This is a genomic window from Salinicola salarius (assembly GCF_002179555.1).
Lineage (GTDB): Bacteria > Pseudomonadota > Gammaproteobacteria > Pseudomonadales > Halomonadaceae > Salinicola > Salinicola salarius_A.
This window is the reverse complement of sequence record NZ_NHOU01000006.1, coordinates 31,820-54,249: the sequence shown is the minus strand read 5'-3', so window position 1 is coordinate 54,249 and position 22,430 is coordinate 31,820. Positions and strand designations below refer to the sequence as shown.

Genomic DNA, 22,430 nt, shown 5'->3' with positions numbered 1-22,430 from the left:
ACGAATGTTTCGGCAAGCAAGGAGGAAAAGCGATATGGATTATCGTCCGCTAGGCAATTCAGGATTAATGGTATCGACGCTGACGCTGGGCACGGTGCCCTTCGGCGGCGCCAACGGCTTCGAGAAGGCCGCTAGCGTCGATACCAAGGGTGCCAAGAAGCTGCTCGACATCGCCTTCGATGCCGGTGTCAACCTCGTCGACACCGCCGATCTCTACTCGCTCGGGCTGGCCGAGGAAATTACCGGCAAGGCGCTGGGCAGCAAGCGCAACGACATCATCCTCGCCACCAAGGGCCGAAGCCCGCTGGGCGATGACCCCAACGCTACCGGCGCCTCGCGCTACCACCTGATTCGCGCCGTCGAGGCCAGTCTCAAGCGGCTGGGCACCGATCACATCGACCTCTACCAGCTGCACAACTGGGATGGCGTCACTCCCATCGAGGAGACGCTCGAGGCGATGCATCATCTGGTCGCCAGCGGCAAGGTACGCTATTGGGGCACGTCCAACTACACCGGCTGGCAAATGATGAAGACGCTCGGCAAGGCCGAGGCGCATGGCATGATCAAGCCGATCAGCCAGCAGATCTACTACACGCCGGAGTCCCGCGAGGCGGAGTACGAACTGATGCCGCTGGCGCTCGATCAGAACGTCGGCTCGCTGATCTGGGGACCGTTGGGTGAAGGCTTCCTGACCGGCAAGGTCCGCCGGGGCCAGAAGACGCCGCCGGATACCCGTCAGGGCAACGGGTGGCCGGAACCCTATATCCACGACATGGAACGGGCCTACGACATCATCGAGGCGCTGGCCGCCATCGGCGAGGCCCATGGCTGCTCCATACCCCGTGTCTGCCTGGCATGGCTGAAGGATCGCCCCGGCGTCACGTCCCTGATCGTCGGTGCCCGCACCGAAGAACACCTGCGCGATAACCTCGCCGCCGCCGATCTGACGCTATCCCCGGAAGAGCATCAACGTCTGGAGAAACTGACTCGCCCGGCACCGCTCTATCCGTACTGGCATCGCGTGGTTTCCGGCATGGATCGTCTGGATCCGGCGGAAAAGCCGTTTCTGGATGGCTTCAGCGAGACGATCCAGAACCGCAACGACGACCGCTCGGCCTGAGCGTCGAAGCGTAACGCAAGACGGGGCGCCATCAGGCGCCCCGTCTCGTATCAACCGCGTCGCTATCAGAATCTGTTTACGATCTCGCGAGCTAGAGCCACGATTTGGATAATTCGGGGCGAAAACGCTTTAGGGCGCGGAGCTTGGGGCTAAATGAGCATTCCGAAAGTGTTTGACTCGCTTCGCTCGCCCTATGGGCCAGCCTCCGGCTGTTATCTCCGCTGCGCTCCGGCTCAACAATGTTTGGCCGACGCGCAGCAGATCGTAGACGGGTTCTCAGGTGCGCGGCAACGTGACCCCACGCTGCCCCATATACTTGCCACCCCGGTCCTTGTAGGAAACGTCGCAGACCTCGTCGGATTCCAGGAACAGCATCTGCGCCACACCCTCGTTGGCGTAGATACGGGCCGGCAGGTTGGTGGTGTTGGAAAATTCCAGCGTCACGTGACCTTCCCACTCCGGCTCCAGCGGCGTCACGTTGACGATGATGCCGCACCGCGCGTAGGTCGACTTGCCCAGGCAGATCGTCAGCACGCTGCGCGGGATGCGGAAATACTCCACGGTGCGCGCCAGGGCGAAGGAGTTGGGTGGAATCACGCAGGCATCGCCCTTGACGTCGACGAAGCTCTTCTCGTCGAACGCCTTGGGATCGACCACCGCCGAGTGGATATTGGTGAACACCTTGAACTCGTCGGCGCAGCGGACATCGTAGCCGTAGCTGGACGTCCCATAGGAAATGACGCGCTGGTTGTTCACGTGACGGACCTGATCGGCCTCGAACGGCTCGATCATGCCTTCCTGCTCCGCCATACGGCGAATCCACTTGTCGGATTTAATGCTCATGCAGGCGTCCTTGAGACTGAGACTGACGTCGTCACGACGTCATCTATTCGTTGGGCCGAGGAAAACGGGAGCGATCTGATCGGGGCGACATGATAGCGGCCCAATTTCATTAAGGAAAAGAAAAAAGGAAAGGAAACGACGCCCCCCCATGCCGCAAACGTCGCGCGGGGCATGGCGAGTGGTCATGCCCTGCGCGATCGGGAATAGCCTGGGTAAGAACCGAAACCGCCGGAGAAATCGAAAGGCGATTCGATCAGTCGCTGAACGAGATCGTCGGGCCACCGGTATCCTGTCCGGCGACACCACTGGCGACATCACGCGCCATCTGGCGGAACGTGGCAGCCACCTCGCCTTCCGGCTCGGCAACCACGCTCGGCTTGCCACCGTCGGCCTGCTCGCGGATCGACAGTTGCAACGGCAGCTGACCCAGCAACCGCGTCTCGTACTGCTCGGCGATACGCTCGCCGCCGCCAGCGCCGAAGATCGGCTCGCTATGGCCGCAGTTCGAGCAAATGTGCAGGCTCATGTTCTCCACCACGCCCAGCACCGGCACGTTGACCTTGCGGAACATCTCGATGCCCTTGCGCGCGTCCAGCAGCGCGATGTCCTGCGGCGTGGTGACGATCACCGCACCGTCGACCGGCACCTTTTGCGCCAGCGTCAACTGGATATCGCCGGTGCCCGGCGGCATGTCGATGAACAGAAAATCGAGATCGTCCCACAGCGTCTGGTTGAGCAGTTGCTGGAAAGCGCCGGAAACCATCGGGCCACGCCATACCATCGGCTGGTTGATATCGACCATGAATGCCATCGACATCGCCTGGATGCCGTGCGCCATCACCGGCTTCATGTTCTTCTCGTCCACCACCTCGGGGCGGGTGTTCTCCGGCAAGCCCAGCATCCGCGCCTGGCTCGGGCCATAGATATCGGCGTCGAGCAGGCCGACACGATACCCTTCCGCCGCCATCGCCAACGCCAGATTGGCGGTGACGGTGGACTTGCCGACGCCGCCCTTGCCAGAGGCGACCGCCACGATATGTTTGATGCCCTCGATCACGAACCACTCCTTGCAACGTTCAAAGCATGACTTTCTGCCAGTATAACGAGCCCGGCGCCCTATACCCTAGCGTTGTGCTGGGAAATAGCAGCCGAGCCGATCGAATGAGGTAGCACATCGTTACCAACGGGGAACGCTCACCACGGTTCGAATCGATACCAGGGATGACGGCCAGATCGGTCAATCGCGCTCGAACTCGTTCTGCACCGTCAGCTTGGTGCGAATGAAGTCGCTATGGGTCACGTAGAGCAGGTCCGCCAGCCGCCGGATGCGATGCTCCTCGAGGGCGGCAAGTTCATGATCGGCGTAGGCCAGACGCCACATCGCGGCGATCAGCTCGACACGCTGATCGTAGCTGTAGCGTTCATTGAGCAGGGAAACGTACTGGAAATGATCCACCGCCTGTTCGACCTGCGCCTGAGCCTGCTGGATCAACTCATCGGCGGCGGCCTCGTCCATCGAGAACCGGGCCATCAAGATCCGGCGCAGCGTGGCCAACTCCTGAGGATCGACCTCATAATCGGCACGCAGCACCTCGCTGAACAACGCCGCGACCGCCAGTTGCGGTGTCACGGCGTCACGGCCGTCGGATTCCGGCACGGCCAGAACGCGTTGGAAAAACTGTTGAACGGCATCGAGCATGGCTCACTCCTCTGCGATGAACTGCGATAAATGGCGATGAAACAATGCGTTTCGCGCGGCTTCGGGCGCGTGTTGACCGACATTTTGACACCGAAAGCCCGAAAGGTTCGAAAGCCCACCGGCTTCGATCGACGTGCCTCGCCGAACGAAAAAACCCGCAACCGAGGTTGCGGGTCTGGCGCATTAAAGAACGCGCTGCGTGGCATCACGATGGTGCCGATGGTCATGCACCGTGAGCGGCAAGAAACTCTTCGGTCAGCTTGAGCTCGCTGTTGGAGTTGACGCCGATCCCGCGCGTGGTGACGTTGCGGGCGATCTGCTGCGCTTCGTCGAGCGAGTGCATTTCCGCCGTTCCGCACTGATAGATGTTGAGTTCGGGAATCGACTTCTGATCCGTCAGCGCCAGTACGTCTTCCATCGCCGCTTTCCAGGCGGCCCCCACGGTCTGCTCGTCGACATGGCCGATCAGGCTCATGTAGAACCCGGTGCGGCAGCCCATCGGTGAGATATCGATGATCTCGACGCCGTCGCCGTTGAGGTGCTGACGCATGAAGCCGGCGAACAAGTGCTCGAGCGTGTGAATGCCGCGCTCGGACAGGATCTCTTCGTTGGGAACGCAGAAGCGCAGATCGTAGACGGTGATGTTGTCGCCGCTTGGTGTCTTCATCTGCTTGGCGACACGCACCGCCGGTGCATTCATCTTGGTGTGGTCGACCATGAAACTATCGAGTAATGGCATGCTTGCCTCCTTGGTTGGCGTGTCCGGTCAGATGCCTACTTTAGCACGCTAACCGGCGCTGTCAGGTGTCCAGTTCCGGATAGTGGCGGAATATGCCGCTCTCGTTGAAATCGAGCCGCCGGTCCGAGGTCAGATAAGCCGCCAGTTTTGGCCGTTGACTCACGCGGTCGGCCAGCGCCGTCACCTCCGGCACTTCCGGCTCCAGCCGCTCCATCGAGCGGGGAAAGGCGTAGCGCAGCCCGGTGACGACCTGAAATAGCGACAGATCCACGTAGCTGTGTGCCGTACCGACCAGATAGGGCTCGTTGCCGGCGTTGGCCGAGAGCACTCGCTCGAAGTAGTAGAGAAACTTGGGCAATCGCTCCTGGACGAAAACGACGCTGCGTCGCTTGGCTTCCTCCTGCTGGTCCTCGTAGTAGAGCGACGCGCCGATCGGATGATGAGTGTCGTGAATCTCGGCGACAAAGTCCGTCAGCGTCAACTGCAAGCCGTTGGCCCAGAGGCGGCTGGCCTCGCCCTCCGGCACCAACCCCAGCCGAGGGCCGAGGAACTGCAGGATATTGGCGACATGGGACACCACGATGTCGCCGGCTTTCAATACCGGCGGTGCGAAATGCGGCTGTGCCAGCTCCCCGCCGTGGATGAACTCGCTGACGGCACCCGCGCCACCGCCATCAGCGGCGGACTGCTTGCCTACATCAATGTAATTCGCGCCGGCGTCTTCCAGCGCCAGCCGCACGAATTCGCCGCGACCGGGAATCCCGGGCCAATAGTAGAGCTCGTAGGTCATCCTTTTCCCCTCCCGTTCAGGCGCTGTTGGCTGACAGCCTTTCAAAGCGCTGCTGAAATCCTGTTCAAGACATGGAGCCGGATCGCCGTGAGACAACCCCGAGATAGCGGCGGTCGGATCGACCCGACGATCGAATGCGCTCCTCAGCATAGGACAAAAAACGGGCCCGAACCTTGTCTCGGTTCGGGCCCGCCGGATGGACCACGATGCTTCGCCGGTCAGCGACAGAGCAGCGACGAAAAATCTAGCGACACGCCACGGCCTGGCGCAGCGTGCTTTTCACCCACAGCCGCTGGCCGTCGGGAGTCTTGCCCTGATCGTTCCACTGCTGCGTGGTCTGCACGCAGAACGAGCCGAGATCCTCGATCGCCGGCGCGGCAGCATCCGGCCGCTCGCCGCCGATTCTCAGGATGTCGGTATTGTTCGACTGGTAATTGGGCGCAAAGGTATTGGAAGCGCAGCCGGCCATCGCCACGACCAATCCGGACGCCATCAACATACGGCGCAATGCCATCTTGAGTGATTCCTCGAAGAGCGCCTGACGCCGCTCACGGACGTGGTCGGGTCTCGGCGCGAACACCGGCACGATTGCCGGCAGCGGCTTAATAGCACCCCCGAATCCGGCCTGTCAATTGGCGGGCGCTCGCCAGTGTTGTTACCCTACGCCGCCCTCGAGCCGACCGACTCCCCATCATGCGCTATCGCGTCAAGCTGTTTCCGGAAATCACCGTCAAATCCCGCCCGGTGCGCCGGGAAATGGTGAGATATCTGCGTACCAACATTCGCAATACGCTCGCCTCCGTTACCCCGGGCGTGCGGGTACGAGACGAATGGGACGCACTGGAAATCCGCCCGCGCCGCTCTCTCGACGATACCGCGCGGGAGACCTTCGAAGCCCGCCTTCGAGGCGTGGCCGGCATCCACGAGATCCAGATCGTCGAAACCCACGACTGGTCCTCCTTCGAGGATACCGCTGCCAGACTCGTCCCGCTGTGGCGAGAGACGCTGGCGAATCGCCGCTTTCGCGTCAGCGTCAAGCGCCGGGGGCAGCATGATTTCCGCTCGGAGACTCTCGAACGCTTCCTTGGCGCCGCGCTGCTCGAGGCGGTGCCCACGGCGCGGGTCGATCTCAAGCAGCCGGAACACGACGTGCGCCTCGAACTTCACGACGCGCGCCTGACACTGGTCACGCGACGACTACCCGGCCTGGGCGGATACCCGATGGGCACTCAGGGCCAGGCGCTGGCCTTGATCTCGGGCGGCTACGACTCGCCGGTCGCGGCCTGGCAGATGATGCGGCGAGGATTGAAGACCCACTTTCTGTACTTCGATCTCGGCGGACCGGATCAGGAACACGTGGTACATCAGGTCGTGGATCGCTTGTGGCGAGGTTACGGTGCCTCTCACCGCGTCGATTTCATCAGCGTGCCGTTCGTCGAGGTAATGAACGCCATTCAGCGCACCGCGCCGGCCGGTCTCGCCGGGGTGATCCTCAAACGGATGATGGTCCGCGCTGCCAACCGGATCGCCCAGCGCCACCGTCTACCGGCGTTGGTTACCGGGGATGCGCTGGCCCAGGTCTCCAGCCAGAGCCTGACCAATCTCGGCCTGATCGACGCTGCCAGCGAGCGACCGATCCTGCGACCGCTGATCGCCAGCGACAAACAGACGATCATCGAGCAGGCGCGGCGCATCGGCACTGCCGAACTGGCCGAGGGACTCCCGGAAGTGTGCGGGACGATCTCACGCAAGCCCAACACGCGCCCCAAGCCGGAGCGAATACTCGACGCCGAGGCCGGATTCGATCAAAGCGTACTGGACGATGCCATTGCCCGAGCGAGCGTCGTGCGCAGTGACCAATTGCTGAACGAAGACGTGACAGGCAGCGACGACGCGGTGGCGACCGCTTCGCCGTCGGCCACGGCCAGCCGTGACCCGAGACATGACCAGAGCCGTGACCGGGTCAGGGTGATCGACATCCGCCATCCCGACGAGCGCGACCTCGATCCGCTGGTTCTGCCCGAGGGCCAACCGCTGGCCATCCCCTACTTCGAGCTGGGCGAACGCGTCGCGACACTGCCGGATGACTGCCACTATCTACTCTACTGTGCCCAGGGCACCATGAGCCGGATGCAGGCCGCCCACCTGACCGATCAGGGTTACGACAACATCGGCGTCTATCTCCCCGACCTCCCCGACCTCCCCGACTGATGCGAGATGCCAGAAGAGATCAGCGGGTCGTTCAGAACAGCCCCAACTGCTGATCGGTGAGGCTGGCGAAGTCATCCCCCACGAACGGCAGTATGCCGTCGGCGACCGGCGCCAGCTGACGGCTGACATAGTGGTGGTAGTCTATCGCCGAGCGGCGGGCTTCGAGTGGTTCCGGCCCGGAGACGGTGATCACGTAGCGGATCCAGCCGCCGTTCTGGTACTGCTGCGGCCGGCCCAACTGACGGTTAAGCTCGTCGGCCATGCGCGCGGCACGCACGTGCGGCGGCACGTTGCGCTGATAATCGTCGAGCTTGCGCCGCAGACGCTTGCGGTAGATCAGCGCGTCGTCGTGTTCGCCGGCCATCGTCTGGTGGACGATCCCGCGCACGTAGTCACGGTACGGTTCACCCGTGAAGATGCGCCGGTAGAGCTCGCGCTGGAACTGCTGCGCCAGCGGCGACCAGTCGGCCCGTACGGATTCCAGCCCCTTGAATACCAGCCGCTCGCTGCCGTCCTCGCCTCGCACCAGCCCCGCATAGCGCTTCTTGCTGCCCTCCTCCGCGCCGCGAATGGTCGGCATCAGGAAGCGGGCGAAGTGCGTTTCGAACTGCAGTTCCAGCGCGCTTTCCAGATCGAACGTCTCGCGCAGATGCCGACGCCACCAGTCATTGACGAGCGCCACCAGCCGCTGCCCGATCGCATTCGCTGCCTCGGCCTCGTGCGCCCCGCCCAACCACACGAAAGTCGAGTCGGTATCACCATAGATAACGGTATAACCCTCGGCTTCGATCAATTCGCGGGTGCGGCGCATGATCTCGTGACCGCGCATGGTGATCGACGAAGCCAGGCGGGGATCGTAAAAGCGGCAACCTCGCGAGCCGAGCACGCCGTAGAAGGCGTTCATGATGATCTTCAACGCCTGGGCCAGTGGCGCGTTGCCTGCCCGCTTGGCGGCTTCGCGCCCCTCCCAGACCTGCTCGACGATCGCCGGCAAAGCATGGGCCGTGCGAGAGAACCTCGCTCCCAGAAAACCCGGCACGGCGTGCGCGTCGTCCTGCTGACGCAACCCCTCGACCAGGCCCACCGGGTCGATCAGGAACGAACGAATGATCGATGGATACAGGCTCTTGAAATCGAGCACCAGCACCGAGTCGTAGAGCCCGGGGCGGGAATCCATTACGTAGCCGCCGGGGCTATCCTCGCCGTCGCGACTGCCCAGCGTCGGGGCGACGAATCCGAGCCGATGCATGCGTGGCAGATAGAGATGGGAGAAGGCCGCCACCGAGCCGCCGCTGCGATCCGCGGCCAGGCCCGTCACGCTTGCCCGCTCGAGCAGGAAGGCCATGATCCGGGTATGGTCGAAGATTCGCGTGACCAGCTCGCAATCCTTCAGGTTGTAGCGTGCCAACGCCGGCTTGTCTTCGGCGAACATGCGGTTGATGTCCGCCATGCGCTGGTAGGGGTTATCGATCGCCTTGCCCTCGCCGAGCAGGGTCTGCGCCACGTTTTCCAGACTGAACGACGGGAAGCTCCAGGTCGCGGAGCGCAGCGCCTCGATGCCATCGATGGCCAGTCGCCCGGGAATGGTGACGAAATGGTGGCTGGACGATGTGTCGGAACCGCGGCCATGGGCACGCCACTCTATCGCCACGCCGCCTCGGCCCAGCGTCAGCGGTACGTTCAAGCGCTCGGCGTGACGCTGCAACTGACGCAGATCGAACTGGATCACGCTCCAGCCGATGATCGCATCCGGGTCGAAACGAGCGAACCAGGCGTTGAGCGCATGCAGCAGCTCGGCGCGAGAGTCACAGTAGACCAGCTCGAAGTCGCGCTCGCGATCCGCCTTGCCGCCCTCTCCCGCCGGCGGCCCCAGCATGTAGACGATCCGCTGACCGCAGCCGTGCAGACCGATCGAATAGAGTTCGCCGCGCTCGCTGGTCTCGATATCCAGCGAGCAGAGCTTCAGCGCCGGGCGATAGTCCGGCGCCGGTTTCAGCTGTGCGTCCAGGATCGTGCCATCGATTCCCTCGCGGCCGCTGACGGTGACCGGCGCGGTAATGAAACGCTCCATCAGGTAGCGCTCCGGCGGCCGGACATCGGCCTCGAACACGTCGATACCCGCCTCGCCCAGCCGCCGCTCCAGGTTCATCAGCTGTCTGTGAGACCGGCAATAGAGACCGAGAACCGGGCGCTGATCGGAGTCTTTCAGTTCCAGCTCGCGCAGTTCGACATTTCGCTCCTGACGCAACACCCGTTCGGCCGCCGCGCGCTGCTCGACGGGAATGAAAGCGACCGATGTCTGCGGAGGCAGACGCACCAGCCGCGGCCCGGCATCGGTGGCGAGCCACAGCGATATTTCGGTGCCGGCCGGTGCATCCCGCCAGTGACGCGTCAGAATGAAGCCCTGCTGCTCCACGACATCCTCTTGCACGGTCGTCGTCACCAATGGCCTCCACTCAGAAAGAGAGCACCCAGGGCAGCACCACGCCGAGATAGACCGGTATCAGCACCGGGGCGGCCAGCGTGGTGATCAGCACCGCGATGGCGCCCTTCTCCGGCCGAATGTCCAGCTCCATGGCGATGACCACGACGTTGGCGGCCATGGGCACCGCACCGATGAGCAGAAATGCCAATGCCAGCGAGTCGGAAATCCCCACGCTCGCGCGCAGCAGCACCACCATCAGCAGCGTGGCCAACGGCCAGACGAGAAAGCGCACCAGTATGCAGGCGGCCACGAAACGGCCATCGAACGCCCTCCACGTGACGCGCCCCAGCGTCATGCCGATGATCATCATTCCCAGCACCGTGAAGCAGTACTTGAAGTAATCGAGCCCGTCCACGGCCACATCCGGAATATGCCAGCCGAGAGCGCTGACCAGCATGCCGGCCAGAAAGGCGTAGATCAGCGGCAGTTTCGCCAGCCTCGCGAGACTCTCCTTGACCGAGAAACGGCCACGGGCACTGACATAGAAGCCGACCGTGAACTCGTAGAGCGAGATTCCCAGCATGCAGAAGAGATAGAGGGTCACGCCCTCCGGCGGTAGCAGCACCAGCGCGATCGGAAAGCCGAAATAGCCGGTGTTGCCCGTGCCCGCCGAGAAGGCAAGCAGCGCCCGCTCCTGGTCCCCGAAGAAGCGTGCCGCCAGGGCATTGATGACCAGGCAGAGCAGCGCCGCCAGCAGCAGCACACTCCCCGTCAACACGAGTTTGTCGGGGGTCGGATGCCCCTGGGTGAGGCCGTTGAAGAAGGTCAGCGGGGAGATGATGTAGACGAGCAATGTCGCGATCGGCCGCGGATCGACCTTGAGATGCCGCGACGCGACCCACCCCAGAGCCACGAAAAACAGCAGCATCCACAGTGACTGCGAAAGATCGACATCGGCCATCCCGGGCTCCTAAAGCGACAGGCTGTAGAGATTTGGCCGCTAACTGTAACACTCGAATCGATATCCGGGCCGATGATGTGGTCATGACTCGTTCAGACGCATCAGCGCGAATCCAGCCCAGCGATGCTACAATCGTCGACCAAGTTTTCAGCCTATCCATCCCGTGGGGCCATCGATACTGCGCCACCTCGGGTTCCGTTACGGGAATGTTCCAGTCGCCATGTCGAACAACGCCTCGCTTTCGCGCCAGATCCTCGTCACCAGCGCTCTGCCTTATGCCAACGGCTCGATCCACCTGGGTCACCTGCTGGAGTATATCCAGACCGATATCTGGGTGCGCTTCCAGAAAAGTCGCGGCCACGAATGTCATTACGTCTGCGCCGACGACGCCCACGGCACCGCGATCATGCTGCGTGCCGAGCAGGAAGGCATTACGTCGGAGCAGTTGATTGCCAAGGTCAGCGAAGAGCATCAGGCGGATTTCGCCCGTTTCGGCGTCGCGTTCGACAATTACCATTCGACCCATTCGGAAGAGAACCGAATCCACAGCGAGCGGATCTACACCGCGCTGCGCGATGCCGGCCATATCAGCACCCGCGACATCGAGCAGATGTACGATCCGGTCAAGGGATTGTTCCTGGCCGACCGCTTCATCAAGGGCACCTGCCCCAAGTGCGGCAGCGAGGATCAGTACGGCGACAACTGCGAAGCGTGCGGCGGAACCTACACGCCGGCGGAACTGATCAACCCGGTCTCGGCGATCAGCGGCGCCACGCCGGAAGTGCGGACTTCGACCCACTACTTCTTCAAGCTGCCCAATTTTGAGGATTTTCTCAAACAGTGGACACGCTCGGGCCGCGTGCAGCCGCAGATCGCCAACAAGCTGCAGGAGTGGTTCGAGGCCGGTCTCAACGAGTGGGACATCTCCCGCGATGCGCCCTACTTCGGCTTCGAGATTCCCGACGCGCCGGGCAAGTACTTCTATGTCTGGCTGGACGCGCCGATCGGCTATCTGGCGAGCTTCCAGAACCTGTGCGACCGCGAAGGGATCGATTTCGACAGCTACTGGAAAGCCGACTCCACCGCCGAGGTCTACCACTTCATCGGCAAGGACATCGTCTACTTCCACGCCCTGTTCTGGCCGGCGATGCTCGAAGGCGCCAACATGCGCACGCCGACCGGCGTCAACTGCCACGGCTTCGTCACCGTCAACGGCGCCAAGATGTCCAAGTCCCGCGGCACCTTCATCAAGGCGCAGACCTACGCCGAATATCTCAACCCCGAGTATCTGCGCTACTACTTCGCCGCCAAGCTGACTTCTCGCGTCGACGACCTCGATCTCAACCTCGAGGACTTCGCTGCGCGCGTGAATTCGGACCTGGTCGGCAAGGTGGTCAACATCGCCAGCCGCTGTGCAGGCTTCATCAAGAAGCTCGCCGATGGTCAGCTTTCCGCTACCTGTGCCGAGCCGGAGCTGGTCGCCAGGTTCATCCACGCCGGTGATGATATCGCGGCGGACTTCGAGGCGCGCGAGTTCGGCCGCGCCATGCGCAAGGTGATGGAACTCGCCGACGAAGCCAACACCTACATCGCCGACAAGGCGCCGTGGGTGCTGGCGAAGGAAGGTGGTCGCGAGCAGGAAGTGATCGATATCTGCTCGGTGGGCATCAACCTGTTCCGCACCCTGATGGTCTATCTGCAGCCGGTGGTGCCGGCCATGGCCGAGCAGGCGCGTGTCTTCCTGCAGGTCGACAGCCTCGACTGGGAGAGCCGCCAGCACGTACTGGAAGGCCATGTCATCGGCAAGTTCAAGCCGCTGATGACCCGTGTCGAGAGCGACCGGATCGAGTCGATGATCGAGGCCTCGAAGGAAGTGCTCGAGGAAGAGAAGAAACTGACCGGCAAGGCGCCCTCCGCCGACGACCAGCAAAAAACGCCGCTGGCCGATGATCCCATCAGCGACGAGATCGCCTTCGACGATTTCATCAAGGTCGATCTGCGGATCGCCCGGATCGACCAGGCCGAGTACGTCGAGGGCTCCAACAAGCTGCTCAAGCTGACGCTCGATCTCGGCGGCGAGACGCGCACCGTCTTTTCCGGCATCCGCAAGGCCTACGCCCCCGAGGCACTCGAGGGTCGTCTCACGGTCATGGTCGCCAACCTGGCACCGCGCAAGATGCGCTTCGGCGTTTCGGGAGGCATGGTGCTGGCTGCAGGTGACGACGACGGTATTTATCTGCTCTCTCCCGACAGCGGCGCCAAGCCGGGCCAGCGCGTGACCTGACCCACGGAAATCGAGACTCTTACCAACGCGCGGCCTCGCCGCGCGTTTTTTGTTTGAACAGATAAATCATCCCCGAAATACTGCCAGAGCATTTATTCAGGCGAAGAAGCAAGTCAAAACTCGCAGGGACTTTTATTTATCTGTTCAAGACAATACAAGGAGAAGCCGATATTAAGAAAGATTAGCTTTCCCATCCTTGGCGCCAGTGCCATAACCGACGTGCTGAACAGGTCATCTACATTATGAGATCAGCCTTCTTCTCGCTGCGCGGTCGCTTTCTGATCAGCCTCATGGCGCTGCTGGTCGCCGCGATGCTGGCACTCGTATTCATCGGCAGTCTCATCGTCTACCCCGGCATGATCCGGGACGAACGCGAGCAGTCGATCAACGAGCTCGACAGGCTCGAGCATACGATCGAACGCGAAATGCAGACCTTGCTGTTGAGTGCCAAGGATTGGGCTACGTGGGACGACACTTATGCCTTTATCCAGGGAAGCGACGATAATTACGCAGCCTCTAACTTCAGCCGCAACATGTTCGAGGATCTCGATTATCAGTTCATGCTGTTCTTCGACCGGCAAGCCGATCTTCACTGGATCGCCGGCATCGACCCGGCCAGCGATCGATACGACTCCTGTCCCGGCCAAAGCGACGACTGCGCCTGGGCAAAATCTTATGCCGACAAGCTGAGGCCACTGCTCGGATCGGCAAATCAGCCCGCCAGCACGCATCTGGAACGCCAGGGGGACCGGCTGTATTACGCGGCCATTCATCCCATTTTCCGCACGGACGAGAGTGGCCCGATGCAGGGGTGGCTCGTCCAGATCCAGTTTCTCGATGACCAATGGGAGGCGCGAATGGCGGCGCAGACGGGTCGGGAAGTCGATGTCCTGCCCCTACCGCCTGCCGAGGTGCCACCCGAACTGCAAATCACCCCAACCGGGGATGGACGCATCCACGTCGCGAAAACGCTATCACTCAACCCTCGAGACGCGCCCACACTGTTAAGTACCTATTTGCCGCGAGATGCCTTTCTGGAGCGCATGGCTACCGTGCGTTACGCGCAGTGGTGGACGGCCGGCCTGTTACTGACGGTGATTGTCCTGGTGCTGTTGCTGCTCGAGTTGGTGGTACTGCACCCGCTCCGCCAGCTCGCGACCTTTACCCAACAGGCCAAGCAGGACGCCACACAGGCCGAGCTGCCGGAACGGCTTCTGCATCGCCAGGATGAAATCGGCGCGCTGTCGCGTGAGTTTCTGCACCTGATCCAGCATCAGCGACACCGGACGTCTCAACTGCTCAACCTGTCACAGACGGACCATTTGACGGGTCTGGCCAATCGCCGATTGTTCGATGAACGACTGAATGACCTGATGGACGCATCGCAGCCCCCCGTGCCGGTCGCCGGCATTCTGCTCGATATCGACTACTTCAAGAACTACAACGATTTCTACGGTCATCCGGCAGGCGACCGCTGCCTGACCCGCCTGGCCAAGTGTCTCCAGCAAACCGTGCAGCAGTTGGCGATCGATCGGTCGCTTCTCGCCCGCATCGGCGGCGAAGAGTTCGCTGTCATTCTGCCGGGCACCTCGCCCAGCCGCGTCGCGCAACTTGCTGACGCGTTGTGCAGCGCGGTCGCGCAGATGAAATTGCCGAACGACAAGTCCCGCCTGGGTATTGTCACGGTCAGCGTGGGCGTGGCGATCTGCGCCATCGACGAGCTTTCTCCGCCGACGCTGTTGGCACGATGCGATGCCGCGCTCTACCGCGCCAAACAGCGAGGCCGCAACCGGATCGAATGCGATCTCGGAAAGGCTTCTCGAAGCCATGCGGAGGAGCGTTTATAATGCCGGCCTCTTTGAACCGGGAGCCACCGCTTGTCCCGACGTTTCGGAAACAACATGGCCACCACGATTACCGCCGAACGCATCGATGCCGAATTGCCGCAGACCCAGTGCGGCAAGTGTGGCCATGATGGCTGCCGCCCCTACGCAGAAGCGATCGTCGAGGGCGAGGCGATCAACCGTTGCCCGCCCGGCGGCGAGGTCACCCGCGACCGGCTGGCGAAGCTGACCGGCCAACCGCCCCTCGAACTGATCGAGCCCGCGCAGACGCCGCTACTGGCCGTCATCCGCGAAGCCGAATGCATCGGCTGCACCAAGTGCATCCAGGCCTGCCCCGTCGACGCCATACTCGGTGCCGCCAAACAGATGCACACGGTGATCGAATCCGAATGTACCGGCTGCGAGCTCTGCGTTGCACCCTGCCCGGTCGACTGTATCGATCTCGTCGAACACCCGCAGTGGGCTCGGGCCGAAAGCGAGCTCGAGCAGCAGCGCTATCTCGACTGGCGTGCCGAGAACGGCCGTCAACGCTTCGAGGCGCGCAAGCGCCGGCTGGCAGTCAAGGCCGAAGAGAAGCGCCGCAAGCGGGAACGCCGTGCCGCCGCGGCGCGCGCACCGGCCGAAGCCCCGACCGAAGCGCAACCGCAGCCCGCCGCGGTCGACGTCACGGCACTGAAAGCGCAGAGGGCGACGCTCACGGCTCGCCGGAAGCGCCTGCAGCGGCAGCTGGACAAGGCCGACGAAGCCCAGCGCCCCGCCCTCCTCGAGCGTCTGGCCGGATTCGACGACCAGCTCGCTGCCATCGATCGCCAGCTCGACTCGGCGTCATCGCCTCGCGAAAGCGCCACTCCCGCTCATCGGCATATTGCGGTGGCAGCGGCAGAGCAGGCGATGCGCAAGGCGCGTCAGGAACTCGCGCATTTCCGGCGCCGGGGCGATCAGGCAGGCATCGCGCAGGCGCAGGACAAGATTCGCGAGTCGGAGCGGCTTCTTTTCCTTGCCAACCAATCCTCGGCCAATTCGCCTGCCGACAGCGCTGGCGACGATCACGGAACGACGTCATGAACGCCACCAAGCGAGAACAGATTTTTGCCCGCCTCAAGGCCAACAACCCGAATCCGACCACCGAACTGAACTGGTCGACGCCCTTCGAACTGCTGGCAGCGGTATTGCTGTCGGCGCAGGCGACGGATGTGGGCGTCAACAAGGCGACGGCGAAGTTGTTTCCGGTGGCGAATACCCCGCAGGCGATCATCGATCTCGGCATCGACGGTCTGAAAGATCACATCAAGACCATCGGCCTCTACAACACCAAGGCCGAGAACCTGATGAAGACCTGCCATATCCTGGTCGATCAGTACGACGGGGACATTCCACGCACACGGGAAGGGCTGGAGGCGCTCCCCGGCGTCGGCCGCAAGACTGCCAACGTCATTCTGAACACGGCGTTCGGCGAGCTGACCATGGCGGTCGATACGCATATCTTTCGCGTCGCCAACCGGACGCGGATCGCCAAGGGCAAGAACGTGCTGGAAGTCGAGCAGAAACTGATGCGTTTCGTGCCTCGCGACTATCTGAAGGACGCCCATCACTGGCTGATTCTGCACGGGCGCTATACTTGCCTGGCACGCAAGCCACGCTGCGGGAGCTGCGTGATAGAGGATCTCTGTGAATACCCCGACAAGATCGATATCGCCTGACAGGGGTCAGATCAGACGATAACGATCGGGCACTCAGGAAGCAGGAAGTCAGCAGCAGGCAATCAGGGGCTGGATTCGGGCTCCTGCGCGGTCTCTTCATCCGCCCGCTTCCGCGTCGGCACCGCATCTTCACCGCTGGATTCCGGCGCGGCGGGCGCGGTTTCCGGTAAATGGCTACCGTCGCCCCCGTCAGTGCTGTTTGATGCATCGACATGGCTGGATGTCGCTGTTTTCTCTTGCGGTGTCTCGACACGCATTTCCGTCGCGCCGTCGCGACTGTAGACGACTTTACGTGTGCCACCGTCACAGCTTCCCACGACTTCGGCACCGGCAAAGCGTTCGCCTTCCCTGACGATATCGTTTTCCACCTGGGCATTATCGACGATCTCGAGCAGAAAATGCCGCGCGCCATTATCCCGGATCGTCTGATCGATCTGCCCCTTCAGACGCTCGCAGGCCAGGCGAGTCTCCGGCTGCTCATCGAACGGGGAATCCCCCGGCTGGGCCTGCGCCCAGGCGAGAGACGACGCCAGACCGACACTACCCAAACCCGCCACTATAGCCATTTTCCAGCGACAGACCCGCATAGAAACTCCTCAACCCATTGCGTCGCGAGAAATGGCGAGCCGCCTTGCCAATTCTCGCGCGAGCGATACCAAGCCACGCGTGACCCGCCTCGATAATCCGCTACCGAGACACCTCACAACCGGAACTCCCCCCCCTTCTCGATCGCGCGCCGATAGGCCGGGCGATCGCGCATATTCTGTAGCACTTTCCGGATGTTGGGATAATGCGACAAATCGGCACGGCTTTCCGCGGCCAGCAGCGGAAAGCTCATCTGAATGTCCGCCGCGCTGAAGTCGTCCCCCGCGAACCAGGCAGTCTGCCGCAGTTCACTTTCCCAGTAATCGAGATGCAGGCGAAGCTGCGGATCGAGAAATTTTCGATGAACCCCATTAGCCAGCAACTTGCCGACCGGACGAAGGATAGCGGGCATCGGCGACTTCCCGAGTCTCGAGAACACCAGTCTCATCACTAGCAGCGGCATCGCCGAGCCTTCGGCATAGTGAAGCCAATGGATATAGCGCAGATGCTCTAGCGTCCCCGCATCCGGGACCAGGGCTTCGCCATTGTAGCGAGCGACGAGATATTCGATGATCGCGCCGGATTCCGCCACCGTATGGGCATCGTCGGTGATCACCGGCGACTTGCCCAACGGATGGACCTTCTTCAGCGCATCGGGCGCCAACAGGGTTTCGGGATCCCGGCGATACGTTCGAATTTCATACTCGATTCCCAGTTCTTCGAGCAGCCAGAGAATTCGCTGCGAGCGGGAGTTTTCGAGATGATGCACGGTGATCATGGACTGGCTTCCTTGCCGACGATTCGAACACTTCCAATCCCCCGCTTTTCAATCCGGGGTCCACTAACCATAGGAAGTTATCGTTGACATCGCCATTCGCAAAAACGGCGCCGTGATGGCGCCGTCGTCGAGAACGTTTCGATCGCTCTCAATGCTGCTGGTCGAACATCTCGTCGCCGACATCATCGATGTAACGCTGACTCTTGGCGATCGTCAGTTCGACGCAGGCGTCTTCGCCGGGCACCACATCGGAACGCTCGAAGCGACGCTCCCGTGTTTCCCCGCCTTCGACGGGCTTGCGAATCCAGCCGCTGACCCGATGCTGACCCCCGGCGTCCTGGGGATCGGGAACGATCAGGAACCCTTTGTACTCAACCGGTTCCCGCTCTTTCTGCGGCGCAGCGGGCTTGGCATCGCCGCCGCCCAGCAATCCGGAAAACAACTTCTTCAGCATGCGTTCCTCCCGCGGCCGCGCTCTGATAGAGGGTGACTCTCCAAGAGCTGCGGCCGCTGATGCTCAGTTGGCGGAGCGGCCCTTGCCCGCCGCAATGCGCAGGCGCAGTGCGTTGAGCTTGATGAAGCCTTCGGCATCTTTCTGGTCGTAGGCGCCGGCGTCGTCTTCGAACGTGGCGATCGACTCGTCGAACAGCGACTGCTCGGATTGACGACCCACGACCACGGCGCTGCCCTTGTAGAGCTTCATGCGCACGACACCGTTGACGAACGTCTGCGTCTCGTCGATCGCGGCCTGCAGCATGCGACGCTCCGGACTCCACCAGTAGCCGTTGTAGATCGTCTTGGCGTACTTCGGCATCAGCTCGTCTTTCAGGTGTGCCGCTTCGCGGTCCAGCGTGATCGACTCGATCGCCCGATGGGCGCGCAGCATGATGGTGCCTCCCGGTGTCTCGTAACAGCCGCGCGACTTCATGCCGACGTAGCGGTTCTCGACGATATCGAGACGGCCGATGCCGTTGTCGCCGCCCAGCTTGTTGAGCTTGGCCAGCACTTCGTGAGGCTTCAGGGATTCGCCATCGATCGCGACGATATCGCCCTTCTCGTAGGTGAGCTCGATATAGGTCGGCTCGTCCGGCGCGGCCTCCGGAGAAACGCTCCAGCGCCACATGTCCTCTTCGGCTTCGGCCCACGGATCCTCGAGAATGCCGCCCTCATAGGAGATGTGCAGCAGGTTGGCATCCATCGAGTACGGCGACTTCTTCTTGCTCTTGGAGAAGTCGACCGGGATATCGTTCTCCTCGCAGTAGGCCATCAGCTTCTCGCGGGAGTTGAGATCCCACTCCCGCCACGGGGCGATGACCTTGACGCCCGGCTTCAGCGCGTAGGCGCCCAGTTCGAAGCGAACCTGATCGTTGCCCTTGCCGGTGGCACCGTGGGAAATGGCATCGGCGCCGGTTTCGTTGGCGATCTCGATCAGGCGCTTGGCGATCAACGGCCGGGCGATGGAAGTACCGAGCAGATACTCGCCCTCGTAGATCGTGTTGGCGCGAAACATCGGATAGACGTAGTCACGCACGAACTCTTCTCGCAGGTCCTCGATGTAGATCTCCTTGACCCCGAGTGCCTGCGCCTTGGCTCGCGCCGGTTCGACCTCTTCGCCCTGGCCGATATCGGCGGTGAAGGTAACCACTTCGCAAGCATAGGTTTCCTGCAGCCACTTCACGATCACGGAAGTGTCAAGGCCGCCGGAATAGGCGAGGACGACCTTTTTGACATCGGACATGCGACAGCTCCTTAGCAAAATTGCCTTGATGGACAAGGTTTCGTTGGCATACGGCGGTCTTCGACCGGGCACAGTCTATGACCAAACATAAAGTGGATTATAACGCCCCGGGCCGGCGGGTAACACCAAGCGGCGGGACGCCAATGACCGAAACTGCTAGACTCTACGCGGTCGCCAGCCCCGGAGCGGTATCCGATCACGACACGGGTCGCCGCGTGTATCCGCTCCTGTCGAGCCGGCGCCAATCATCACGAGTTCATCATCCTTACATCAAGGAAACGGGAGTCATTGCATGTCGGACGCCAGCACGAAGGAGCTGATGGCGCAGCGTTTTCGCGGGTATCTCCCGGTGGTGATAGATATCGAGACCGGCGGATTCAATTCAGCCACGGACGCTTTGCTGGAAATCGCCGCCGTGCCGTTGACGATGGACGAACAGGGCAACCTGCTGCCGCTCGATACGATTGCCTTCCATGTCGAGCCCTTCGAAGGCGCCAACATCGAACAGTCGGCCCTGGACTTTACCGGCATCGACCCATCCAGCGCCTTCCGCAAGCAGATTGCGGTGAGCGAGCGCGAAGCCCTGGACGGCATCTTCAAGCCGATTCGCAAGACCATCAAGTCCCATGACTGCACGCGCGCGATCCTGGTCGGTCACAATGCCTCCTTCGACCAGGGCTTTCTCAACGCCGCCATCAATCGCTGCAACATCAAGCGCAACCCCTTCCACCCGTTTTCCAGTTTCGACACCGCCACGCTCTCGGCACTGGCGTATGGGCAGACCGTGCTGGCGCGGGCCTGCCAGGCCGCCGGGATCGACTTCGACAACTCCTCGGCGCACTCGGCGAGCTACGACACCGAGCGCACGGCCGAGCTCTTCTGCGCCATTATCAACCGCTTCAAGGATCTCGGTGGCTGGAACCTCGCCATGAAGGAGCAGGGACTCGACGACCTCTGAACGCCGGAACGAAAAACGCCCCGTCTATGACGGGGCGTTTCATTGACGATGCTGCAATCCGGCTCAGCTGTCGCTGGAAGTCTCGGCCGCCTTGGCTGCAGCCGCCTTGACCATGGGCTCCAGCTCACCATTCTGATACATCTCGACGATGATATCGCAGCCGCCGACCAGCTCGCCTTCGATCCATAGCTGGGGGAAGGTCGGCCAGCTGGCGTACTTCGGCAGCTCGGCGCGAATATCCGGGTTATCCAGAATATTGACGAATGCAAACTTCTCGCCGCAGGCCATCAGCGCCTGAACCGCTTGCGCCGAGAAACCGCACTGCGGCAACTGGGGCGATCCTTTCATGTAGAGCAGAATGGCATTGTCACTGATCTGCTGCTTGATCGCTTCGATGGTATCGCTCATGAGACGTCCTATAGCGGGAAGAGAAGACCGATGTCGACTCTTCGCGTGTACGCGAGTGTGAATGACCGTGCCTCCATTCTACTGATGACACCGGCTGAAAACACCCCCGTTGCCTTGTGAAGCTGCTCTCATGCCGTTGCGCCGCCCGCGGGGGCTGGTTAGGATGATTGGCTTTCGCACGGATCGGCCACGACGGTAGCAAACGCATAACGGGCCGATCACGGCGCCGTCTCGCCAGACGCCTTCGCAGGCGTTTGGGACGCGGCGCTTTTTTCGTTGTTTTCCGAGTCGACCGCGTGGATAGCCTGCGATTGCGGCCGACGATCTCGATTTCGCCGTGCGGCGCGCCTGGATATTGCCGCATGCCTTGAAGCCCACGTCTCAACGTCAAGCCACGACAGGAACTCGCTCATGAGCGCACGCCATTTTCTGACCCTGCTGGATCTCTCCGCCGACGAGCTCGACTACCTGATCCAGCGCGGTATCACGATCAAGAACCGTCTGAAGACGAACGGCCCGACCTATACGCCGTTCAGCAATCGCACGCTGGCGATGATCTTCGAGAAGTCTTCGACGCGAACACGTGTATCGTTCGAGACCGCGATGGCACAGTTCGGCGGCCATGCGCTGTTTCTGTCATCGCGAGATACCCAGCTCGGGCGCGGCGAGCCGATCGGCGACACGGCCCGGGTGCTGTCGGAAATGGTCGATGCAGTAATGATCCGGACCTTCTCCCACGCCGGCCTCGAGGAGTTCGCCGCTGCCAGCTCGGTACCGGTGATCAACGCCCTCACCGACGACTACCACCCCTGCCAGCTGCTGGCCGACGTGATGACCTGGACCGAGTGCCGCGGGCCGGTCAAGGGCAAGACCGCCGTGTGGGTGGGTGACGGCAACAACATGTGCCATTCGTGGATCAACGCCGCGCGCCAGTTCGATTTCCAGCTGCGCATCTGCTGCCCCGCGGGTTACGAGCCGCGTCAGGACATTCTCGACGCCGCTGGCGAGCACGCCGTCATCGTACGCGACCCGGCCGAGGCGGTTCGCGGTGCCGATCTGGTGACCACGGACGTCTGGGCTTCGATGGGGCAGGAGGAAGAACAGGCCAAGCGGGAGCGGGATTTCGCCGGCTTCCAGGTCACCGAAGCGCTGCTGGATCAGGCCTCGGACGAGGCGATCTTCCTGCATTGCCTGCCGGCGCATCGTGGCGAGGAGATCAGCACGACGCTGCTCGACGATCCCCGCGCCGTGGTCTGGCAGGAAGCCGGCAACCGGCTCCACGCACAGAAGGCACTGATCGAATTTCTGCTGCTGGGTCAGGTCGACTGACGGTTGCCGGGCGAAGCG

General features: G+C 62.2%; 21 protein-coding genes. 8 read left to right on the top strand and 13 right to left on the bottom strand.

The features are described from left to right. Positions 1-34 precede the first annotated feature (34 nt). Complete coding sequence (locus CCD76_RS06665; RefSeq protein WP_087718746.1) at positions 35-1,120, top strand: aldo/keto reductase; 1,086 nt, start codon at positions 35-37, stop codon at positions 1,118-1,120. 276 nt (positions 1,121-1,396) lie between these two features. Here CCD76_RS06665 and dcd read toward each other — a convergent pair whose 3' ends face one another. From dcd to CCD76_RS06635, 6 genes are all read right to left on the bottom strand, one after another. Beyond that, entirely contained in the window at positions 1,397-1,963 is a 567-nt protein-coding gene (gene dcd, locus CCD76_RS06660; RefSeq protein WP_087718745.1) for a dCTP deaminase, read from the bottom strand. A gap of 253 nt (positions 1,964-2,216) precedes the next feature. Then, on the bottom strand, positions 2,217-3,017 hold the full coding sequence (gene apbC, locus CCD76_RS06655) for an iron-sulfur cluster carrier protein ApbC (RefSeq protein WP_247643205.1): 801 nt from the start codon (positions 3,015-3,017) through the stop codon (positions 2,217-2,219). 183 nt (positions 3,018-3,200) lie between these two features. Beyond that, positions 3,201-3,662: a tellurite resistance TerB family protein gene (locus tag CCD76_RS06650; RefSeq protein ID WP_087718743.1), complete on the bottom strand. Its 462-nt coding sequence runs from the start codon at positions 3,660-3,662 to the stop codon at positions 3,201-3,203. Positions 3,663-3,885: 223 nt separating this feature from the next. Then, positions 3,886-4,401, bottom strand: coding sequence for an S-ribosylhomocysteine lyase (gene luxS / locus CCD76_RS06645; protein ID WP_087718742.1), 516 nt, complete (start codon positions 4,399-4,401; stop codon positions 3,886-3,888). Positions 4,402-4,462: 61 nt separating this feature from the next. Further along, a complete protein-coding gene (locus CCD76_RS06640) occupies positions 4,463-5,191 on the bottom strand; it encodes a glutathione S-transferase (RefSeq protein WP_087718741.1) in 729 nt (242 codons plus the stop codon). Positions 5,192-5,435: 244 nt separating this feature from the next. Then, positions 5,436-5,705: a hypothetical protein gene (locus CCD76_RS06635; protein WP_071230435.1), complete on the bottom strand. Its 270-nt coding sequence runs from the start codon at positions 5,703-5,705 to the stop codon at positions 5,436-5,438. Between the two features lie 179 nt (positions 5,706-5,884). Here CCD76_RS06635 and thiI point away from each other — a divergent pair, with 179 nt between their 5' ends. Then, on the top strand, positions 5,885-7,402 hold the full coding sequence (gene thiI / locus CCD76_RS06630; protein ID WP_087718740.1) for a tRNA uracil 4-sulfurtransferase ThiI: 1,518 nt from the start codon (positions 5,885-5,887) through the stop codon (positions 7,400-7,402). Between the two features lie 31 nt (positions 7,403-7,433). Here the strand turns inward: thiI and CCD76_RS06625 are convergent, their stop codons facing one another. Continuing rightward, complete coding sequence (locus CCD76_RS06625; RefSeq protein WP_256961163.1) at positions 7,434-9,845, bottom strand: DNA polymerase II; 2,412 nt, start codon at positions 9,843-9,845, stop codon at positions 7,434-7,436. Positions 9,846-9,858: 13 nt separating this feature from the next. Then, on the bottom strand, positions 9,859-10,788 hold the full coding sequence (locus tag CCD76_RS06620) for an AEC family transporter (RefSeq protein WP_087718739.1): 930 nt from the start codon (positions 10,786-10,788) through the stop codon (positions 9,859-9,861). A gap of 220 nt (positions 10,789-11,008) precedes the next feature. On the opposite strand from CCD76_RS06620, the gene metG reads away from it, so the two are divergent. The 4 genes from metG (at position 11,009) to nth (ending at position 16,616) form a co-directional block, all read left to right on the top strand. Beyond that, complete coding sequence (gene metG, locus CCD76_RS06615) at positions 11,009-13,072, top strand: methionine--tRNA ligase (protein WP_087718738.1); 2,064 nt, start codon at positions 11,009-11,011, stop codon at positions 13,070-13,072. Between the two features lie 242 nt (positions 13,073-13,314). Beyond that, positions 13,315-14,919 (top strand): GGDEF domain-containing protein, encoded by a 1,605-nt coding sequence (locus CCD76_RS06610; RefSeq protein ID WP_087718737.1) that lies wholly within the window; start codon positions 13,315-13,317, stop codon positions 14,917-14,919. A 54-nt stretch (positions 14,920-14,973) separates the two neighbouring features. Then, positions 14,974-15,981 carry an RnfABCDGE type electron transport complex subunit B gene (locus CCD76_RS06605; RefSeq protein WP_087718736.1) on the top strand — a complete coding sequence of 336 codons (1,008 nt, stop codon included), beginning with the start codon at positions 14,974-14,976 and terminating at the stop codon, positions 15,979-15,981. Next, positions 15,978-16,616 (top strand): endonuclease III, encoded by a 639-nt coding sequence (gene nth, locus CCD76_RS06600; RefSeq protein WP_087718735.1) that lies wholly within the window; start codon positions 15,978-15,980, stop codon positions 16,614-16,616. The genes CCD76_RS06605 and nth overlap by 4 nt, the downstream gene beginning before the upstream one ends. A gap of 62 nt (positions 16,617-16,678) precedes the next feature. On the opposite strand, the gene CCD76_RS06595 is transcribed toward nth, so the two are convergent. From CCD76_RS06595 to CCD76_RS06580, 4 genes are all read right to left on the bottom strand, one after another. After that, positions 16,679-17,203, bottom strand: coding sequence for a DUF1161 domain-containing protein (locus tag CCD76_RS06595; RefSeq protein ID WP_087718734.1), 525 nt, complete (start codon positions 17,201-17,203; stop codon positions 16,679-16,681). Positions 17,204-17,316: 113 nt separating this feature from the next. Next, positions 17,317-17,979, bottom strand: coding sequence for a glutathione S-transferase family protein (locus CCD76_RS06590; RefSeq protein ID WP_087718733.1), 663 nt, complete (start codon positions 17,977-17,979; stop codon positions 17,317-17,319). Positions 17,980-18,127: 148 nt separating this feature from the next. Continuing rightward, entirely contained in the window at positions 18,128-18,433 is a 306-nt protein-coding gene (locus CCD76_RS06585) for an HlyU family transcriptional regulator (protein WP_087718732.1), read from the bottom strand. A 63-nt stretch (positions 18,434-18,496) separates the two neighbouring features. Then, positions 18,497-19,717 (bottom strand): argininosuccinate synthase, encoded by a 1,221-nt coding sequence (locus CCD76_RS06580; RefSeq protein ID WP_087718731.1) that lies wholly within the window; start codon positions 19,715-19,717, stop codon positions 18,497-18,499. Between the two features lie 292 nt (positions 19,718-20,009). Here CCD76_RS06580 and rnt point away from each other — a divergent pair, with 292 nt between their 5' ends. Continuing rightward, positions 20,010-20,675 (top strand): ribonuclease T, encoded by a 666-nt coding sequence (rnt, locus tag CCD76_RS06575; RefSeq protein ID WP_087718730.1) that lies wholly within the window; start codon positions 20,010-20,012, stop codon positions 20,673-20,675. A 63-nt stretch (positions 20,676-20,738) separates the two neighbouring features. Here rnt and grxD read toward each other — a convergent pair whose 3' ends face one another. After that, on the bottom strand, positions 20,739-21,083 hold the full coding sequence (grxD, locus tag CCD76_RS06570) for a Grx4 family monothiol glutaredoxin (RefSeq protein WP_087718729.1): 345 nt from the start codon (positions 21,081-21,083) through the stop codon (positions 20,739-20,741). 411 nt (positions 21,084-21,494) lie between these two features. Here grxD and argF point away from each other — a divergent pair, with 411 nt between their 5' ends. Beyond that, the gene (gene argF / locus CCD76_RS06565) at positions 21,495-22,412 is read left to right on the top strand and encodes an ornithine carbamoyltransferase (protein WP_087718728.1); all 918 of its coding nucleotides are present in this window, start codon (positions 21,495-21,497) and stop codon (positions 22,410-22,412) included. Positions 22,413-22,430 lie beyond the last annotated feature (18 nt).

What these genes read in the sequence shown, in the direction of transcription:
- CCD76_RS06665 (WP_087718746.1), top strand. Translation starts at nt 35, where the DNA reads ATGGATTATCGTCCGCTAGGCAATTCAGGATTAATGGTATCGACGCTG.
- dcd (WP_087718745.1), bottom strand. Translation starts at nt 1,963, where the DNA reads ATGAGCATTAAATCCGACAAGTGGATTCGCCGTATGGCGGAGCAGGAA.
- CCD76_RS06650 (WP_087718743.1), bottom strand. Translation starts at nt 3,662, where the DNA reads ATGCTCGATGCCGTTCAACAGTTTTTCCAACGCGTTCTGGCCGTGCCG.
- luxS (WP_087718742.1), bottom strand. Translation starts at nt 4,401, where the DNA reads ATGCCATTACTCGATAGTTTCATGGTCGACCACACCAAGATGAATGCA.
- CCD76_RS06640 (WP_087718741.1), bottom strand. Translation starts at nt 5,191, where the DNA reads ATGACCTACGAGCTCTACTATTGGCCCGGGATTCCCGGTCGCGGCGAA.
- CCD76_RS06635 (WP_071230435.1), bottom strand. Translation starts at nt 5,705, where the DNA reads ATGGCATTGCGCCGTATGTTGATGGCGTCCGGATTGGTCGTGGCGATG.
- thiI (WP_087718740.1), top strand. Translation starts at nt 5,885, where the DNA reads ATGCGCTATCGCGTCAAGCTGTTTCCGGAAATCACCGTCAAATCCCGC.
- CCD76_RS06620 (WP_087718739.1), bottom strand. Translation starts at nt 10,788, where the DNA reads ATGGCCGATGTCGATCTTTCGCAGTCACTGTGGATGCTGCTGTTTTTC.
- metG (WP_087718738.1), top strand. Translation starts at nt 11,009, where the DNA reads ATGTCGAACAACGCCTCGCTTTCGCGCCAGATCCTCGTCACCAGCGCT.
- CCD76_RS06610 (WP_087718737.1), top strand. Translation starts at nt 13,315, where the DNA reads ATGAGATCAGCCTTCTTCTCGCTGCGCGGTCGCTTTCTGATCAGCCTC.
- CCD76_RS06605 (WP_087718736.1), top strand. Translation starts at nt 14,974, where the DNA reads ATGGCCACCACGATTACCGCCGAACGCATCGATGCCGAATTGCCGCAG.
- nth (WP_087718735.1), top strand. Translation starts at nt 15,978, where the DNA reads ATGAACGCCACCAAGCGAGAACAGATTTTTGCCCGCCTCAAGGCCAAC.
- CCD76_RS06595 (WP_087718734.1), bottom strand. Translation starts at nt 17,203, where the DNA reads ATGCGGGTCTGTCGCTGGAAAATGGCTATAGTGGCGGGTTTGGGTAGT.
- CCD76_RS06590 (WP_087718733.1), bottom strand. Translation starts at nt 17,979, where the DNA reads ATGATCACCGTGCATCATCTCGAAAACTCCCGCTCGCAGCGAATTCTC.
- CCD76_RS06585 (WP_087718732.1), bottom strand. Translation starts at nt 18,433, where the DNA reads ATGCTGAAGAAGTTGTTTTCCGGATTGCTGGGCGGCGGCGATGCCAAG.
- CCD76_RS06580 (WP_087718731.1), bottom strand. Translation starts at nt 19,717, where the DNA reads ATGTCCGATGTCAAAAAGGTCGTCCTCGCCTATTCCGGCGGCCTTGAC.
- rnt (WP_087718730.1), top strand. Translation starts at nt 20,010, where the DNA reads ATGTCGGACGCCAGCACGAAGGAGCTGATGGCGCAGCGTTTTCGCGGG.
- grxD (WP_087718729.1), bottom strand. Translation starts at nt 21,083, where the DNA reads ATGAGCGATACCATCGAAGCGATCAAGCAGCAGATCAGTGACAATGCC.
- argF (WP_087718728.1), top strand. Translation starts at nt 21,495, where the DNA reads ATGAGCGCACGCCATTTTCTGACCCTGCTGGATCTCTCCGCCGACGAG.